This window comes from Proteus sp. G2300 (genome assembly GCF_009915965.1).
Classification (GTDB): domain Bacteria; phylum Pseudomonadota; class Gammaproteobacteria; order Enterobacterales; family Enterobacteriaceae; genus Proteus; species Proteus vulgaris.
Genome location: NZ_JAABNK010000020.1, coordinates 12,574 through 28,885, shown reverse-complemented (window position 1 = coordinate 28,885; position 16,312 = coordinate 12,574). Strand labels below are relative to the sequence as shown.

Below are 16,312 nucleotides of genomic sequence, written 5' to 3'. Positions count from 1 at the left end.
CAAAGAGTATCTGACTGTTTTGTCAGATACTCTTCTAGTAAGGATTTATTTCGTAAGAATTAAAGGTGATAAAGGCTATTCATAATGCTGTAGTAACCGCTCGCAGCACCTGTTAGTTGTTCAATTTCGATATATTCATCAATGGTGTGCGCCAAGTTTTCTCGGGATGGACCAAAACCAATGGTTTTAATACCCGCTTCACCTGCATAGTGACTACCGTTAGTACAGAAAGAGTATTGTGTGACTGTAGGGTTAAAGCCCGATTCATGCAGCCCTTTTAAAACGCTTTGTACATAAGGATCGCTCTCTTCTAATACCCAACCAGGGAAGAAACGTTCACCTTCAATAGTGGCTCCGGTGTAACATTTTTCAGTACCGTAGGCATAAGAGACTTTAGCTTTAAAATCAGCATCTTGAGAAGAAAGTTCATCAATCGCTTTTTGTAATGGTGCAAGCACTTGCTCTTTAGTTTCACCCACTAACAAACGACGATCGTAAGTAGCACGACAATACTCAGGTACAACCGAAGCGCCCGGATAAGGTGAGGATTTAATGTCCGTTAGCTCTAAGATCCCTTTTCCTAATACCGGATGGACGGATGGCGTTAAGGTTCTGATCTTCTCGATCAGTTTTGCCATTTTATAAACGGAGTTGATCCCTGCATCTGGATTAGCAGAGTGGGCTGGCTTACCAAAGGTTTCAACGACGATTTCAGCACGACCTCGTTGCCCTATTTTTAAATTTAATTCAGAGGCTTCACCAATCACCACATAATCGGGTTTATAGCGCTCTGAAACCAATCTTGCGGCTACGCCTTCAAAACACTCTTCATGCACAATACAAGAGACATAAATGCGGCCAGCAAAGTTACGCTGATTATCTTGACCGTAAAAGCCTATCGCCGAAATCATAGCAGCGACAGCACCTTTCATATCACTGGTGCCACGACCATAAATCTTGCCGTCTTTTATTTCTGCGCCATAAGGCTTTTCTTTCCAGTCACGCTCACTCACCGGCACAGTATCGATATGACCATCAAAAATAAGGGTCTTCCCTGGATGCTGACCTATAATTCCACCAATAATGTTGCCGTACTTATCTATATGAATATCGTCAAAATCATAGCTTTTCATCATTTCCTCTATGACTTTAACAACGTTACCTTCTTCACCTGAATAGCTTTTTTGTTGGATTAATAATTGGCAATTCTTAATAACTTCATCAAATCGGTTTGCTGATAACATACTTTTTCACTCCAAAAGACTTATTTGTTTTTTAAAATTGTTTGAAGCTAGGCAACTCACCATCCCACACGATATCGCGATAACGTTCAGGATCGGTGTCACCTTCAGTGCTTATCACAAGCACTCTTGCATTTTCATCTAATCCCAGCGCTTCTTTTGCATTCTGATAAACAGACGATTGCATTAAAATAGAGAGTAAGCCTGTTGTGACTGCGCCAGATTCGCCAGAAATGATGTGCGGATCACCAGGTAAAGGGTTCCCTAAAATCCGCATTCCCCTCGTCGCGACAGCATCAGGGCAAGAGAAAAATGCCGCTGAATAATCACGTAATAAATTCCAACCAATACTATTCGCTTCACCACAAGCAAGCCCCGCCATAACGGTTTGTAAGTCACCCCCAACAGGTATAGCATCCGCTTTTCCTGATACAGCAGATTGATATAAACAGTCTGCAATACGCGCTTCAGCCACAATCACTTTCGGTGCTTGCTCGCCATAAGCCGCAGTTACCATGCCTTGTACCATACCGGCAAAAGAGCCTACACCGGCTTGCACAAAAATATGCGTCGGGGGTACTTCATGTAACTGCGCGAGAGATTCCAGCATTAAAGTGCCATAACCTTGCATGATCCAAAGAGGGATCTCTTCATAGCCATCCCATGCCGTATCTTGAACAACTATCCAACCATATTTATCAGCCATTTCAGCCGTCATTCTCACCGCATCGTCATAGTTCATATCAACGATTTCAGCGATGGCACCTTCACGTAAAATGGCATCCAAACGCTCTTGTGATGATCCTTTTGGCATATAGACCACTGCTTTTTGCTTTAACTGTCTTGCCATCCAAGCAACACCACGTCCATGATTCCCATCAGTGGTTGTCGCAAAAGTCACACCATTTAACTTTTTCCTGATCTCATCACTGATCATTACCTCATAAGGTAATTCACTTATATCCATCTCGAGGAAATCAGCAATATGGCGCGCCATTGCATAAGCGCCGCCCAAGGCTTTAAAGGCCTTTAAACCAAAACGAAAAGACTCATCTTTGAGATATAGCTCACCAACCCCTAAGGTTTTGGCTAACTGGGGTAAATGAAATAATGGTGTAGGTGCATATCCTGGGATCGTTCTGTGAAAATCTAACGCTTTCACTAACTCTTCATAACGAAAAGGGGCAAGCTCAGCGGTTGGTTTTCGCGTAAATGAACTTTGGTTAATCAGGTACTGCAATTGCTCCTGCATGGAATTACCTCTTAATCACACTTTAAAATTCGCGATAACCCATATCGCGATTAATCGAAATACATAGGGTTATCCCTTATATCGCAATATATATGCCAACTCCTTCCAAAAGCATGCAATTAAATATAATCCATTGATTTTAAAATAATTTATTTTTTTGTGATAAAAAAATGAAATTAACGATACAGAAAAGCTGTGATCTAGGCGGTTTTATTTAAGTGATAAATTATCAATAATAAGAAACCATGTGAGCTTTATACAAAAATAGCTTAATACATTGATAAATAATAATTAAATTAAGAATTAAAAATAGAAAATGATAATTTATTATCAATATTGATAATTTTAAGGTGAGGTGAAAATGTGATGCACTCGTTACTTAGTACCCTACAAGATGAAATGAGTAAATATACCGATGCTATTGCTGGCATCACAGGCACCGATGTTGAAATTATTGACAACAACTTAATTCGTATTGCGGGTACGGGCCGCTACCGTTATATGCTCAATCAAGATGTCTCTAACAATGGGCATATTTATCGCCATGTATTACAGGTACAGAAAACCATATTAATTGAAGATCCTAAAGAAAATAGCCTCTGTCAATTGTGCCAAAACCGCTTAACTTGTACTGAAGAGCTTGATCTTAATGCCCCTATTTTTCTGAATAACCAAGTTATTGGTGTAATTGGAATTATCTGTTCTAACCGAGAACAAAAAATGTTTTTGATGAAACAAAAACAAGCTTTTATCACCTTCATCGAACAATTTTCAGGGATGATTTCAAGCCGTATTTTTGAATGCCTTGAAAGGCTTAGAGAGCAAGAGCGATTCGGTACTTTTCGAAATTTGATTGATGTAATGGATAGAGGTGTTATTGCGATTGATAGCCAAGGTAAAATTTGGCACGCCAACCTTTCTGCTTTACGTTTTTTTGATTGCGAATTAATTGGCCAATCCCTTGATATCGATATGACTGGCGATATCCTTTATGGTGATGAAGAAGCATGGCTAATATTAAACCAACAACGCTATCATGTACTGTGCAAAAAAATCACCTTTTCATCCGTTGATAATGATCAGCTTACCATGGTTATCTTTCATGATGCCCGTGATTATATGACGCAAGTAAATACCCTTTCCGTTGATGAAAATCCCCACTCACCTTTAATTGGTAACTCACAAAAGATGTTCCAATTAAAAAACATGTTAAGCAAAGTAGCCGTTAGCCATGCCAGTGTCCTTATCACCGGAGAAAGTGGATCAGGTAAGGAAGTAGTTGCTTACACTATCCATCAACAAAGCCTACGTACAAAACAACCTTTTATTACTATTAACTGTGCCGCTATCCCAGAACAACTACTAGAAAGTGAGCTTTTTGGTTATGTCCGTGGTGCATTTAGCGGTGCTGATCCTAAGGGACGCATTGGTAAATTTGAATTAGCACATGGCGGTAGCCTATTTCTTGATGAAATTGGGGATATGCCTTTGCATTTACAAGCTAAGCTTTTACGAGTACTTCAAGAAAAAAGCATTACTCGTGTTGGCTCTAATAATACGATCAATATTGATGTACGAATTATTGCCGCCACAAACAAAGATCTGCGTGATATGGTAAATAAAGGGCAATTTCGTGAAGATCTGTTTTATCGCCTTAATGTTGTTCCAATCCATGTTCCTGCATTACGTGATCATCGAGAAGATATTGCTGAACTTGCACAATTTTTTGCGGATGATTTAGCCTTAACCTATCAGCGACCTGCAACGAAGATCCCTAATTCCATCATTAACTATTTATATTCCTATGATTGGCCGGGTAATATCAGAGAGTTACGCAATGTGATTGAATATATGTATGTTATGCAAGGTGATACCCTTGATTTAAACCTCAGCCATCTGCCACCTTATCTATTAGAAACCGCAGAAACGATAAATAACAAAAATGAATATTTATTGGAACCCATGGTAGAGAATATAAAAAATAACGATAAACAATCTCAATTAAATAAAGAAAAAGATAATTTAAAAATAAAAAGACACCGTTTAGAATACCAAACAATCATACAGGTATTAGATAAAACAGGATATACTCTAGATGGAAAGAAAAAAGCAGCCAAAATGTTAGGAATAAGTATTGCTACGCTATACCGCAGAATAAATAAAGCATAATAGTTATAATTACCTATCTTTATTTTAATTTGCCAATATCAAGCCATCATTTTTAGACTATCTATTTTTATAATTTTCTGCTTATATATGTATGACAATTAAATTTATATATATTAATTATTTTATTTTACTACGTTAAATCACTCAAAATTTGTAACTAAATATAATGTCAATAAAGTAAACTTAAACTACTTTATCGTCATATGCTTATCAAAGCTTAAAATAACAAATTGAAAATATTCAATTTTTTATTTTTATTTATTATAATATTAACGATATTTTTATTTTTCATAAGAAAATTTTTTAACATTGTCAATAAGACATACTTCAGTTAAATCACTAAACTCCTTTCACTCAAAACCAACTTGAATGTCATAAAGAACTCAGCATTAATTAAAAATGATAAATTCCCCTAAATATGAAATTTATATAATTAATTAATACTAACAAGCTATTTTATAAAAGATTATATCTTGTTATTTTATTTATCTGTTTAAAGCACTTTTATATTCAGATGCTTTTACTAGATTTATAATTGGTAATAGTAAGTTAATCTCTAAATTAAATAGCATTTAATCTGTTTTCATTGAGAAAACAACTACTATTTATATAAATCTATAGAGGTCATAAAATGACTATTTCAACAAAAAAACTTTTTCCAATCACTTTGCTTATTTCAACAATGATGGCAAGCGCTAGTGTATTAGCAGTTGAAACACAAACAGGAACTTTAAGTTTTAAAGGCTTAATTTATTCTTCTTCTTGCATTATCGATATTAACGACACTAATTCGCCGAATGCAAACGTATTAATGGGCCGTTATCCGACTAGTGCATTTGATGGAAAAGATTCTGAAGTGGGTGGTGAAAATGGGAATGGCAAAATTGAAATTACTTTAGAACAATGCCCACCAGTAGGAAAAGTAACACTAAAACTCGATGGCAAAGCCGATAGTAGCTCCGATCAAATTTTAGCATTAGATAACCCAACCAGTTCAGAGACCGCTAAAAACGTAGGTATTCGTATTTATAACACCAAAGATATGAGTAAGGCATTGGTTATTAATGGAAGCAAAACGGAATCCATTGACGTTGAAGGTGCTGATACAACTTGGAATGCAGAGTTTGTCGCTAAATATATCAGCACGGCAGACACCGTTAGCCCTGGTCAAGCAGACGCGACACTAAACTATACCATTACTTATCAATAATAATTAAGCGCAGGTTAATACTTTAGTCTGCGCGCTTACATTAAGGTTGTTATCGTTATGTCTTTCAAAAATGTATTTTTAGGGTTAGGACTACTATTAGGTACCATAGCACCAAGCTTTGCTGGTTTTGGCCTAGAAACGACACGAGTCATTTATAATGAACAAAGCAATAACGAAGGCTTTGTCGCATTTAATACCGATAAAGACACAAATTATTTATTACAATCTTGGATTGAAGATCTTAACGGTAAAGTGACCCAAAATTTTGTTATTACCCCTCCTTTATTAAAACTTGTTGCACAGCAAAAAAATACATTACAAGTCACTAAAAATATTACGCTTCCTAATGATGTCGAATCAATGTATTGGATTAATGTTAAGTTTGTGGCCCCCAGCAATGAGAACTTAGAAAATGTTCTACGTTATTCCATGACAAATAAAATAAAATTAATTTATCGTCCGCAATCACTTAGTCATATTAATATTGAAAACGAAGTAAAAACACTTAAATGGTCATTAAAGAATGGCAATATAGTGATTACTAACAATACGCCTTTTTTCATCAATATTGGAAAGATATTTCTTAATCATAGTGAAGTTGAAGATAATCCAGGTTATTTATCTCCAAAGTCCGAAACAATTATAAAAGTCAATAAAATACAAAGTAATCAAAATAAAATTCAGCTTATTTATATTGATGACTTTGGTAAGGGTGTTCCAGTTGATTTTAAATTATAACTAAGAGATTTATTTCAACATGAAAATAGAAAAGGATCATTATTTAAATAAATCTCCACTCCATTTATTAATATTTGGAGGTTTATTTTTCTCATTTAATACTTCAGCAGATGATTATTACCCACCTAATCTATTGAATATTGAAGGTCATTCACAACAGGTAACAAATGAAGACCTTAGTGTATTTAGAGAATCTTCTATTGCACCAGGTTATTACCATATTGATTTTTTTATTAATAAAAATCGTATTTTTAATCGTGAAGTTGAATTTTCGTTAATGGATAACGCAGAAAATAAAAAAAACCTAGTACCTTTACTAACAGCTGATGAGTGGTATCAAGCTGGTGTTGATATTCCTAGTGAATTAATTAAAAAAGATGAAAAATTTATTAATATTAGCCTTATTGAACACACTGTTAGCACGCTAGATTTAAATAGAAACCAGTATGTACTAACTTTACCGCAAAAATATATTAACGAAAATAGACGTCAACTAAACGAAGTTAATAACTGGGACCCCGGTATTCCTGCGACTTTAGTTAACTATTCATTTTCATCATTCAATCATCGCAGTAATGGTGAAACCAACGATAGTTATTATGGTAATATCCAAAGTCAAATTAACTTTGATGCATGGCGTTTTTATAATTATTCAACATGGACGAGAAATGAAAATGGTAAGAATAAATGGAATACATTAAGTAACGTCCTTTCTAGAGATATTTATTCCCTAAAAAGTGAATTACAAATAGGTGATCTTTATAGTTCATCCCAATTATTTGACTCTGTTAAATATCGCGGATTGAAGTTAATGACAGATCGCCTAATGACACCTTACCAAAATAGAACCTATGCCCCTAGTGTTGTCGGTATTGCCAACTCTGAATCTATCATTACCATTACACAAAATGGGCAAGTTATCTACAAAAAGAGTGTACCAGCAGGACCTTTTAATATTATTGATTATTCTCCAATGAGTAGCGGAGGAAATCTATATATTAATGTAAAAGAGTCTGATGGTTCAGAAAAAAATTTCATTGTACCTTTTTCTTCTATTGCTAGCTTAGAACGAAAAGGTGAAATGAGATATAGTTTTTCAACAGGGAAATACGATAGCCATAATAGCGGTGATGGTACCTATTTAACTCAGGCCGAAGCTTATTACGGTTTAACCGATTATGTCACCCTTTATAGTGGTTTACTTGTTGCTGAAAAATATCAATCTTTTGGTTTAGGAAGTGGGATTAACTTTGGAAGTTATGGCGCTATTACAGCGGATTGGCTTTATGCAAAATCAACAGTTAATCATGATAACTCTTTAAATGGTAATGCTTTTAGAGTTAATTATTCAAAAAATATTGAATTAACTAATACTAATGTCTCTGTAGTAGGTTATCGCCATTTTGATGCTAACTTTCTTAACTTCAATGATGCGATGGAATACAAGGATCAAGAATATAAAACAAATGAGGGATTAAAAAATGAATATACGATGTCAATTAGCCAACCTCTATTTTCAAATACCTCCTCAATAAATTTAAATTCGATCATTTATAAATATGCTGATGGAAAAAATATTAGCTCTTATAACGTTGGATTTAATAGCTCGATAAATAAGATTAATTACAGCATTTATTATACTTATTACGATGGCTATAGATACAATAACAATGATAAAAACACTTACGATTTAAGTATGAATATCAGTATTCCATTAACGTGGAATGAAAACTATGTGTGGGCAAATTATGCTGTCTCAACTAATAATAACGATCAAACCTTACATACAGCACGTTTAAGTGGAACTTATGGTGAGAAAAACCAAGCTAGCTGGGATATTTATCAAGGTTATGGTAATAAAGATATCAACTATAGTGGCGGATTAAACGGTTCTTATAAAACCTCATCAGCGATTGTAAATGCGGGGTACTCATACTCAAAAAATAGACAAAATCTTAATTACGGTCTTAGTGGTGCTTTAGTTGCAACACAATATGGCGCAGTACTTACACCATCATTACAACAGACCAATGCTTTAATTCTCACTAAAGATACTGCTAATATTGAAGTCATTAATGGCCAGTCTGTGAAAACAAATAGTCGTGGTTTAGCGATTATTTCAGGAATGTCACCTTATCAGAAAAATAATATTAGCATTGATACGAAATCTATCCCTGCTGATACTGAAATTAGCAACAATATTATTAGTAATATGATCCCAACAAAAGGCGCATTAATTCTTGCTGATTTTGATGCTAAAAAGGGATTTAAGTTCTTACTCACATTAGAAACCCCCAATAACAGCGTTATTCCTATGGGAGCGCAAGCTGATATTGGACAAACTGAAAAACAATGGGTGTCTAACTTTAATCAACTCTATTTTGTCGCAGATAAACCACAAGGCGATATTCAAGTTTCGTGGAAATCTGAAGGCAAAATATATCATTGCCATGCCATGTATAATACAAATAATGAGATTTCAAACAATGGGTTATATATTTTAACTGCTGAGTGTAAATAAGGAAATAAAATGACTAATGCAAAAAAGAGAACCAATAATTTATTATTTCTTACTTTTATACTTGGCTTATCTTCTGTTTCTTTTTATAGCCATGCTGATGGCTGTGTAAATAACGGGGGAATTAAACATGGCACAATGGATTCTCGAGGAAATATTATTAACCTCAGTGGTGTCATTAAGGTTAATCAAGAAATAGGTCGATTTACTTTTGTTCGTGATGGTGGAAATATACCCGTTGCAGACTGCTCTCCAAATTCCGAAGTTTATGCTTATGCCACTTATAGTGAAGGTAGTGGTATTAAAGCGACCTATTATATGGATATCGATGGTAAACCTGCTTATTACATCGTCCCTAATGGCCCTGCAGTAAAAAGGGATGATTATGTTTATGTTTTATATGACAATAAAACGGGATTACCATTTAGAAGCCAGCCAGGACAAGAGATCCCTGTCGATGACGATCATCTTTATCCTATCGATGCAACGGTGATTGTCTACTCAACTAAAGAGAATCCCAAAGAGGCTGACTTTAGAACCCAATACCTCGGTTCAATATTAGTTAACCGTTTTAATTCTGGTGGAGGGACGACAGCTGTTGGCTTTAGTTATCGTTTATCTGTTAAAATAAATAGCGCTCCAACCTCATGCAGTGCAGAAAATACCAATCTTGTTATGAACCTTCCTAGAATATCAACTTCTGCATTTCCTAAAATAGGTTTTCCCACTGAACAGGCTTATGCTGAAGATCATCTAAAAATCAATTGCACTGGTAACGTTTCTGCCAAAATAAAACTTATGGCAAATAATATTGCAAGTTATGAAGGACAAGGATCCGTAATTAAAGCAGATAATGAAGGTGGTCGTGATAATGCTGAAGGCATTGGTTTTGTTGTCTCATCACCATTAAGTAATGATACACGTTTAGTGAATAATCAATTTGTTAAACTGGCAGATTTAGCCAATGGCTCCACTAGCGTACCATTGAAAGCAGAGTATTTTCGTTATGGCGATGATGTAAAACCAGGTAAAGTAAATGCGTCAGCCAACTTTGTACTTGAATTTAATTAATAGAGATAACAATTAGTTACTATTAGTCATAAATACGTCGTAATATTCAATAAAAAAGCGTTATTAAAAAATAAATAACGCTTTTATTTTTCTTATTTAGATTAATAAAAATTATTAAGGATACGCGGCAATTAACACAGCAGTACCACTATAATTACCTCCACTGGCATTTGTTCCTTTTAATATACTTTCTATTTGGATCTGTTTATATTGCCCCACCCGAGAAGTGAATCTCTGCCCTCGATTACCTGTCTCCGCATCAATCATTTGAATTTTGCTATAAATAGTTTTATTTGTGCCATCCACTTTCAAAGGTAATCGCTGTTGTGGATCGCCATCTTTTGTATAAAGTAGCTCAAATTCAACAGGGGTTGGAACAACGTGATCACAAGAGAAATTAATCGGTCTAACAACTCGGCTTTCATACTTTTCAGCATTTAATACACCGTGATTAATAACCAAGTTATAACCCACATCAGTTCGACATTCTGCAGGTGATATCAAGGTAGCCCCAATCAACCTCATTGGTGCTGTTGTACTGCTAATTGGCATGGATTGAGGTAATGAACTAAATGCCAATGATGTATCGGCTATATTCGTCCATGCCCTCGCATATCCTGCAAAATCTGAACTTGGAATAATAGTTATCCCATCGATATTTCTTTTTCTTATAAAAACTGAAATTTCGAAAGGAAATTGATAATAAAACTTATCAATAGAGTAATTTTTATTTTTCCCTTTTGTAAAATAGTCTCTAAGCATGGCTGATGTTGGATTACAAAACCGTGCATTTTTTCTTATTGTGTTCCATTTATTTAAAATATCATCAGGTGGAACAATTGTAACAAACGTATTATAACTAAGCTGGAAAACAGGTAATCCATTTAGTGTATAAGGCATTTGAGGAGAATAAACAAATATACGATGAAGATGATTATCTCCTCTTATTCTAGTTCCCTCTGGAAATTGTTTTACATAACTCCCCATACAGTTAACCATCCCGCTGGACTGTACTTGCCCTTTGACACCTTTATTTACTTTGAATGTTGGCCCTACTTGATAAAAAAAGTCACCATTTGATGCAATTGTGGGTGTTTTAGAAATTTGAACATTACTAGCCGAAAGGTTAATTGTATATCCATCTGAGGGATTCTGAATTGTATCAATATAAACAGATGGATAATTAGCTGCATAATTTAACGGAGAGAATAAACTGATGCTAATCGTAGCCCCTAAATAAATTAATATCTTTTTATTTATTAATGATAAACAATTTTTCATACTAGCCTCTAATTATAATCAACTAATAACGAAACATTAGCTGTAAAAGGTCCCATTTTAAGCTGTGTGCCAGAACGATTTGATACCAATTGAGTACTTAGTGATATTTTTCCTGAATTACTACTACTAAGAATTGGCGTAATACGTTCATAACGCTGAACATTAATTTTACGTTTGCCACTGGTAATATCAGAAAATTCAATCCCTAATTGCGCCGTTGTTGTGGCTAATACATCAGTACCATTATAAGAAAAGTAACCATTATCTTTAGGGGAAAGATATAAATTCATCATTTTATTTAAGTTACAATCTTTAATTAATACATCAAAGGTTTTTGGTGGTGTTTTTACTATTGCATTAACATCTACATTTTGAAAATTAACAAATAGCTCTTTTGCCCCTTTACCATCGGTTACGGTACATGCAGGATCCACTAGCATCGCATTAACTGTAATCTGAATTTCAGCAAATGAAATAGGTACATAGAATAAGCCAATAGTTAGCGCTAGTATTATTTTCTTCATTACCCGCCTCCTATTGATAATCAATATTAAATGTAATGGTAGATGAAAATGCCCCCTCTTTTAAATCCCCTGTAACAGGTGGGCGCGCATATACTTTAAAATTTAATAAGTTTTGTTCGTTTTGACCTGCCGCTAAAACACGCGCCATATCAATTTTTTCATTAAACTTAATAACTGCATCATTGTTATCAAGTAGGCCTAATAAAACATTAGAGCTACCTTCTGTTTTTAAATAACTAATACCTTTATCTGTCACAAGAGTATTGCTATTTAATTTTATTGAAATCGTTTTATTTAAATCACTTATATAACAATCAACGATAGGGATAGAAAAATTAATAGGTTGAGAACGACCATATTCATAAAGATATTTGCTACTAATCTTATTAAGCTGAACTTCTAAGTTATAAGGCGATTCAGGGAGCTTACATCCTGTAGAAACTAGATTTCCCATAAAAGAAATATCTAATGAACCACCTGCATAGCTATAAATGGATAGGCTACATAGTGGCAATAATAGATAAATCAACTTATTCATAATATATCTCCATCAGATAGCTATGAGCATCTAATTCTCGCGCTTCAAATTGCAATGCATTTCTACCATTTTGTAATGAAAATTTTTGCTTTGATAAAACACGATCATACTCAATAAAAGATAAATTAATGGGTGTCGGTGCCGACATATTTTTAACAGTCTGTGGAGAAAATGAATTACCTATACCACATTCAGAGAAATTCGCTGTAATTAGAAAAGTATCATAAATTAAAAATTTATTTTTAGGACGATGGCTTTTTATTTTGTAATCAATTAATTTACAGGGTGAGCTGATAAGATTAGCGGTGACATAAATATAGCCACTGCTTTTATTGTTATATGCACTTTCTATTGTCTCAGCCGAATTTAATAAAGGCTTTGTTTCAATAGTAATCACTTTGGCATAGGCATAACTCCCAGATAATAAAATTATCATAGATAAACAGCTATTTTTTAGATAACAAAATTTCTGGGAATTCATATTCTATTCCTTATATTACATTTCTTTTGCTACAGTGCATTTAGCTTGTTCACACTTAAATTGCAGTGTTGGTTTTCCGCCATAATCATTAATAATGGTCATATAGGGAATATTTGTTTTAGGCACAGCGAATTCATGATCTGATTTAGGCGGGATCATCACAACACTAAAAGCGCCTGTTTCAGATGCTTTTTGTGTTGAAGCTAGCCCAATTACTGTTAAATAAAAAGGCGTCACGTTATTTACAGTATACCCTTTCGCTGACGGCGTTAATGTCACACTATGAAACCACATGCTATCTGCTTGAGACAGAATTTCTGCCGGACGATAGAACAGTTTTACTCTACTTTGTAATGCAATTTGTAAAACGTTCGCTTCTTCAGATTTAGGTGGAACTTCGCGTAAGTTATAGTAAAAAACAGTCTCTCTATCTTTTGGTAATGATGTGATAGAAGGTGTCGTACTAATTTGTACGATACTTGATGATTTAGGATCTAGACGCTGGATCGGTGGTGTCGCAATTAATGGTCCTGTTGTTAATTTTTTCTCATTAGCATCATCAATCCATGTTTGTGCTAAATAAGGAAGCGTTGGATTATCATTACGAATAGTAATGTTAATCGACTTTTCTGTCCCAGGAAAAATCACTCTTGTTCTATCTAGTGTTACTGCGCTTTGAGCAACACTAGAGATCCCCATTAATGAGATGAAAAGAGTGGAAATAACAGTTTTATTAAATTCTTTTTTCATTTACGGTTAACCTTATTAGCATTACTTACATGGCATTAATAGCATTTGAGTTTTAGGATCAATAGTTTCAGGTATATTAATGGCGCAACGCTTTTCATTTCCCCAGAAGACACCCAATTCTTCATTTTCAGCGACACCAACTACCCAAGCGATACCTTCATCTCCGACAATACCTAACTCCACATTATCTTTATTACGAATACTTGCTCCAAATGGTGGGTGTTTACCATCACTCATATTGACTGTGGCAAATAATTTATAACCTTTAATTACTTTCATTTGACGATACCCAATTGCCCCTCTTGTTAAGGTGACATCGGTCATCGTATCAATGGCATCATAATTATCAGGTAATGCACTTACATCAATCGCAGCTGATGAACTACGGAAACTGGTCACACTTGGTATAACCGCTAACCCAAATGTATTTGTTTTTACTGATTCACCTTCAATCGGCACATCTGATATCCCTGGTGTTTCAATAATTAAGCGAGTATCACCATAAGCCGGTTGATGAAGAACCAAACCATGAGATGTTCCTGTTACCCCCCCTGAAACTGTCCCGCTTAAACTCTTATACTGACTAGGCACATAACTTGCGCTTGCCGCTAGGTTTGCCAGGCTCATATCTTTACTGACATAACCACTAAATGAAGACTCTGAATCAACGTCTTTTCCGTGTGTTAAGCCTGCATTCATGCTGTAACTCAAACCTTCATCATATCCACTGTAGCCCACATTGTGGCTATAACGACCTTTCCCATCTGTTTTTGTATATTGTTCAGAGAAAGTAAGGTTTCCACCTTGATCAAAAGGTACTGACATATATAAACTCAACGTGTCATCATTCACTCCTTCACGCTGAGATCGGAAAGCAGACAATGTTAAGTTAATATCGCGAATTTTTACTTTAGATAAAGAGAATCGCGTATTGGCATAAATACCATATTGAGTCTGAGAACGGCTATTCCAGAAAGTATTGTGTTGATAATTAAGTGATAATGAGAAATTATCAAAATATTTATTTAAATAAATCTGATAACTTTCTTTTGGAGAATAAGCATCCTGCCCAGTTCTTCGTTCTTCCATGGTTTGACTTAAAGTACGATAGTCTTCATCCGTAAAACGATAACCTGCGAAGGTAATATTGGTTTTTACTTCATCAAATGATTTCGAGTAGTTCACACGATATGAACGACCTTGTTTATCACGCTCTGATAATTTGGCAAATGATTGGTTGATATCAAAAGAGAGAGCACCAAACATGGAAAGGTCACGCCCCACACCAATAGCAACTGATTGGTAGTGTTGAGATAATTGGCTACCACCATATAAGCTCCATGCATTACTCACCCCATAGGAAATTTCACCGCCAATTGCGCTATCACCCGTTAATCGGTGATCTGCATAACGTGTTTTACCCCCCACTAATTTATAACGAATTTGTCCTGGGCGAGTTAAATAAGGCAATGTTGCGGTAGAAATAGTAAACTTACGTTCTTCACCATTATCTTCACGAATAGTGACATCTAATTGCCCTTGAATAGAACTATCCAAAGTCTGAATTCTAAATGGCCCTGGTGGTACAGTTGTTTCTAAAATAATACGATCTTGGCTTTTAACAATAATGGTTGCATTGGTTTTTGCCACTCCGACAATTTCCGGAGCATAACCCACCAATTTAGGTGGAAGCATACGATCATCACTTTCTAATGTAATACCGGTATATTGCCAAGCATCAAATAATTGGGAATAAAAATAATTTTCCCCAATAGTTAATGTTGCAGCCAGCGCTTTAATAGAACGATATGCATAGAAACGATTAAAATCAAAATTATGTGATTCATGATTATCACCGCTATTTCCGCCGTTTTCTTTCTGGTAACTCATACTGTAGTCACTACGAAAACGCCAAACCCCCATGTTAAAGCCACTAGTGCCATTCATCGATGTATAAACAGATTTAGATCCTGAATTATATTTAGCTCCGCTAAGTGATAACGTATAATCAATGAATGCACCTACAATCCCCTCTTCCCAACGTGAAGGAGGTACCCATGAAGGATCAGAATATTGCAACCACGTTTGTGGAACCGTTAATTTAAGCGCAAGTGAAGGCAAATCAAACGTTAAATTTGTCCCTGTTAAAGGAGATAAATCTAAACACTGACCATCATGGTGTGTTAAAACTTTCTTTTCAGCTTCTTCTGTTAATCCCAATTTATCAAGGTTATTACTAGGCACACAGACTGTATTAAATATATTTTCTGAAGATGCTGTTTTTTCAACTGGGTAAACGGAAATTTTTTGACTAGGACCGATCCTTTCACCATTACTAAAAATAGTAAGATGATAATCTCCAGGCATAATATAACCAGCACTGTTAAATTGGCTAATATCAATATTTGCAGCATCAGAAGCATCAAGAATATCTGTATTAAATTCGACAGAATAAGCATAGAAACACGGTGACATTGTCAGTAAAAAAACTACTTTTGCCATATTTTTTGAAATTAGCATATTCATTCACCGTGATAAT

The 16,312-nt window shown here is 35.0% G+C and carries 13 protein-coding genes; 5 read left to right on the top strand and 8 right to left on the bottom strand.

Annotation, left to right across the window (positions count from 1 at the left end):
- Positions 1 to 59: 59 nt before the first annotated feature.
- Both GWI97_RS09710 and dpaL read right to left on the bottom strand, forming a co-directional pair.
- Positions 60 to 1,244, bottom strand: a complete 1,185-nt coding sequence (locus GWI97_RS09710; protein WP_036939762.1) for a YgeY family selenium metabolism-linked hydrolase — start codon at positions 1,242 to 1,244, stop codon at positions 60 to 62.
- 31 nt (positions 1,245 to 1,275) lie between these two features.
- The gene (gene dpaL / locus GWI97_RS09705; RefSeq protein WP_036939765.1) at positions 1,276 to 2,493 is read right to left on the bottom strand and encodes a diaminopropionate ammonia-lyase; all 1,218 of its coding nucleotides are present in this window, start codon (positions 2,491 to 2,493) and stop codon (positions 1,276 to 1,278) included.
- 366 nt (positions 2,494 to 2,859) lie between these two features.
- On the opposite strand from dpaL, the gene GWI97_RS09700 reads away from it, so the two are divergent.
- From GWI97_RS09700 to GWI97_RS09680, 5 genes are all read left to right on the top strand, one after another.
- The gene (locus GWI97_RS09700) at positions 2,860 to 4,662 is read left to right on the top strand and encodes a sigma-54 interaction domain-containing protein (protein WP_036939770.1); all 1,803 of its coding nucleotides are present in this window, start codon (positions 2,860 to 2,862) and stop codon (positions 4,660 to 4,662) included.
- A gap of 631 nt (positions 4,663 to 5,293) precedes the next feature.
- Positions 5,294 to 5,872: a fimbrial protein gene (locus tag GWI97_RS09695; RefSeq protein ID WP_036939772.1), complete on the top strand. Its 579-nt coding sequence runs from the start codon at positions 5,294 to 5,296 to the stop codon at positions 5,870 to 5,872.
- Between the two features lie 57 nt (positions 5,873 to 5,929).
- Positions 5,930 to 6,610 carry a fimbrial biogenesis chaperone gene (locus tag GWI97_RS09690; RefSeq protein ID WP_036939774.1) on the top strand — a complete coding sequence of 227 codons (681 nt, stop codon included), beginning with the start codon at positions 5,930 to 5,932 and terminating at the stop codon, positions 6,608 to 6,610.
- Between the two features lie 19 nt (positions 6,611 to 6,629).
- Positions 6,630 to 9,131 carry a fimbria/pilus outer membrane usher protein gene (locus GWI97_RS09685; protein ID WP_087803825.1) on the top strand — a complete coding sequence of 834 codons (2,502 nt, stop codon included), beginning with the start codon at positions 6,630 to 6,632 and terminating at the stop codon, positions 9,129 to 9,131.
- A gap of 9 nt (positions 9,132 to 9,140) precedes the next feature.
- On the top strand, positions 9,141 to 10,199 hold the full coding sequence (locus GWI97_RS09680) for a fimbrial protein (RefSeq protein WP_161751935.1): 1,059 nt from the start codon (positions 9,141 to 9,143) through the stop codon (positions 10,197 to 10,199).
- Between the two features lie 114 nt (positions 10,200 to 10,313).
- Here GWI97_RS09680 and GWI97_RS09675 read toward each other — a convergent pair whose 3' ends face one another.
- Genes GWI97_RS09675 through GWI97_RS09650 form a run of 6 tightly spaced genes read right to left on the bottom strand, consistent with a single transcriptional unit; the run spans position 10,314 to position 16,299 of the window.
- The gene (locus GWI97_RS09675) at positions 10,314 to 11,480 is read right to left on the bottom strand and encodes a hypothetical protein (protein ID WP_036939780.1); all 1,167 of its coding nucleotides are present in this window, start codon (positions 11,478 to 11,480) and stop codon (positions 10,314 to 10,316) included.
- Between the two features lie 8 nt (positions 11,481 to 11,488).
- A complete protein-coding gene (locus GWI97_RS09670) occupies positions 11,489 to 12,004 on the bottom strand; it encodes a fimbrial protein (RefSeq protein ID WP_036939783.1) in 516 nt (171 codons plus the stop codon).
- Between the two features lie 10 nt (positions 12,005 to 12,014).
- Positions 12,015 to 12,542: a fimbrial protein gene (locus GWI97_RS09665; RefSeq protein WP_036939786.1), complete on the bottom strand. Its 528-nt coding sequence runs from the start codon at positions 12,540 to 12,542 to the stop codon at positions 12,015 to 12,017.
- Positions 12,535 to 13,023, bottom strand: a complete 489-nt coding sequence (locus tag GWI97_RS09660) for a hypothetical protein (protein WP_161751934.1) — start codon at positions 13,021 to 13,023, stop codon at positions 12,535 to 12,537. The genes GWI97_RS09665 and GWI97_RS09660 overlap by 8 nt, the downstream gene beginning before the upstream one ends.
- Positions 13,024 to 13,038: 15 nt before the next feature.
- Positions 13,039 to 13,773: a fimbrial biogenesis chaperone gene (locus GWI97_RS09655; RefSeq protein ID WP_052038571.1), complete on the bottom strand. Its 735-nt coding sequence runs from the start codon at positions 13,771 to 13,773 to the stop codon at positions 13,039 to 13,041.
- A 21-nt stretch (positions 13,774 to 13,794) separates the two neighbouring features.
- Complete coding sequence (locus GWI97_RS09650) at positions 13,795 to 16,299, bottom strand: fimbria/pilus outer membrane usher protein (protein WP_036939791.1); 2,505 nt, start codon at positions 16,297 to 16,299, stop codon at positions 13,795 to 13,797.
- Between the last annotated feature and the right edge of the window lie 13 nt (positions 16,300 to 16,312).

Bases quoted from the DNA above. Each gene is read 5' to 3' on its own strand.
- GWI97_RS09690 (WP_036939774.1), top strand. From the start codon at position 5,930: ATGTCTTTCAAAAATGTATTTTTAGGGTTAGGACTACTATTAGGTACC.
- GWI97_RS09700 (WP_036939770.1), top strand. From the start codon at position 2,860: ATGCACTCGTTACTTAGTACCCTACAAGATGAAATGAGTAAATATACC.
- GWI97_RS09695 (WP_036939772.1), top strand. From the start codon at position 5,294: ATGACTATTTCAACAAAAAAACTTTTTCCAATCACTTTGCTTATTTCA.
- GWI97_RS09675 (WP_036939780.1), bottom strand. From the start codon at position 11,480: ATGAAAAATTGTTTATCATTAATAAATAAAAAGATATTAATTTATTTA.
- GWI97_RS09710 (WP_036939762.1), bottom strand. From the start codon at position 1,244: ATGTTATCAGCAAACCGATTTGATGAAGTTATTAAGAATTGCCAATTA.
- GWI97_RS09665 (WP_036939786.1), bottom strand. From the start codon at position 12,542: ATGAATAAGTTGATTTATCTATTATTGCCACTATGTAGCCTATCCATT.
- GWI97_RS09680 (WP_161751935.1), top strand. From the start codon at position 9,141: ATGACTAATGCAAAAAAGAGAACCAATAATTTATTATTTCTTACTTTT.
- GWI97_RS09660 (WP_161751934.1), bottom strand. From the start codon at position 13,023: ATGAATTCCCAGAAATTTTGTTATCTAAAAAATAGCTGTTTATCTATG.
- GWI97_RS09650 (WP_036939791.1), bottom strand. From the start codon at position 16,299: ATGAATATGCTAATTTCAAAAAATATGGCAAAAGTAGTTTTTTTACTG.
- GWI97_RS09685 (WP_087803825.1), top strand. From the start codon at position 6,630: ATGAAAATAGAAAAGGATCATTATTTAAATAAATCTCCACTCCATTTA.
- GWI97_RS09670 (WP_036939783.1), bottom strand. From the start codon at position 12,004: ATGAAGAAAATAATACTAGCGCTAACTATTGGCTTATTCTATGTACCT.
- dpaL (WP_036939765.1), bottom strand. From the start codon at position 2,493: ATGCAGGAGCAATTGCAGTACCTGATTAACCAAAGTTCATTTACGCGA.
- GWI97_RS09655 (WP_052038571.1), bottom strand. From the start codon at position 13,773: ATGAAAAAAGAATTTAATAAAACTGTTATTTCCACTCTTTTCATCTCA.